This is a genomic window from Enterobacter cloacae complex sp.6700776 (genome assembly GCF_048284255.1).
Classification (GTDB): domain Bacteria; phylum Pseudomonadota; class Gammaproteobacteria; order Enterobacterales; family Enterobacteriaceae; genus Enterobacter; species Enterobacter intestinihominis.
Map to the genome: position 1 here is coordinate 1 of NZ_JBLVYK010000353.1, position 206 is coordinate 206.

Below are 206 nucleotides of genomic sequence, written 5' to 3' on the forward strand. Positions count from 1 at the left end.
GTTTCACTTCTGAGTTCGGCATGGGGTCAGGTGGGACCACCGCGCTAAAGCCGCCAGGCAAATTCTGTTAATCTGTATCAGGCTGAAAATCGTGTCTGTCTCTTCGCCGAAACAGCTTCGGCGTTGTAAGGTTAAGCCTCACGGTTCATTAGTATCGGTTAGCTCAACGCATCGCTGCGCTTACACACCCGACCTATCAACGTCGT

The 206-nt window shown here is 51.9% G+C and carries 1 rRNA gene; it reads right to left on the reverse strand.

Annotated elements, in window-relative coordinates:
• Window positions 1-127: 127 nt before the first annotated feature.
• Window positions 128-206: ribosomal RNA gene (locus ACNQ0T_RS24595) — 23S ribosomal RNA — on the reverse strand; the annotation flags it as partial.